The organism is Vibrio phycocola, assembly GCF_054404255.1.
In genome coordinates this window covers 1-527 of the sequence record NZ_JBTAMQ010000039.1, presented here as the reverse complement: position 1 = coordinate 527, position 527 = coordinate 1, and the positions used below count along the sequence as shown (strand labels likewise).

Genomic DNA, 527 nt, shown 5'->3' with positions numbered 1-527 from the left:
TTGGAAACAGCTCACCAAATCGATCTGCGTCCTCATCATTCATCTTTAAGTACTCCAAATCGGAGTTTGCCAATTAATCGGCTGATGCATATCGATTTTCAAAAGTTGTCGGGCAACCAGGTCATAGAGAGCTGGTAATGATCTTGAAGAATGAACTGCCGAGTATTGAACAATTTGCTCTATTCGTAGCTCTCCATACTTCCTGAATAGACTCAGTATCTGACGCTGGACTGAATTCAGACAGTCATCGCAGGCATACCGATGGATGATCTTCAAGTTATCAAGTAACGGATATATTTGAATATCATCCTCTGTCAGAACTTGCAGGTCATTACCCATGCTAAGCGCTTGTTCTTTTTTAGCGGAAAAGACTTCTTTGAATTCCTCGGTTTCAGCAATATGCTTTGGTTTTATCTCATAAAATGGTTGATAAGAGTCATAGTAAGTTACTAAAAAATCGGGCGTATACCTACGTAGTTTACCATCGAGATAATACTCGAAACCAATAGGTTGAGCTTCAAAAGTTA

General features: G+C 39.5%; 1 protein-coding gene. It reads right to left on the bottom strand.

Annotation, left to right across the window (positions count from 1 at the left end; genetic code table 11):
• Nucleotides 1-45: 45 nt before the first annotated feature.
• A partial coding sequence (locus ACXJY6_RS19775) for a TnsA endonuclease N-terminal domain-containing protein (protein WP_458769381.1) occupies nt 46-527 on the bottom strand: 482 nt, incomplete at its 5' end.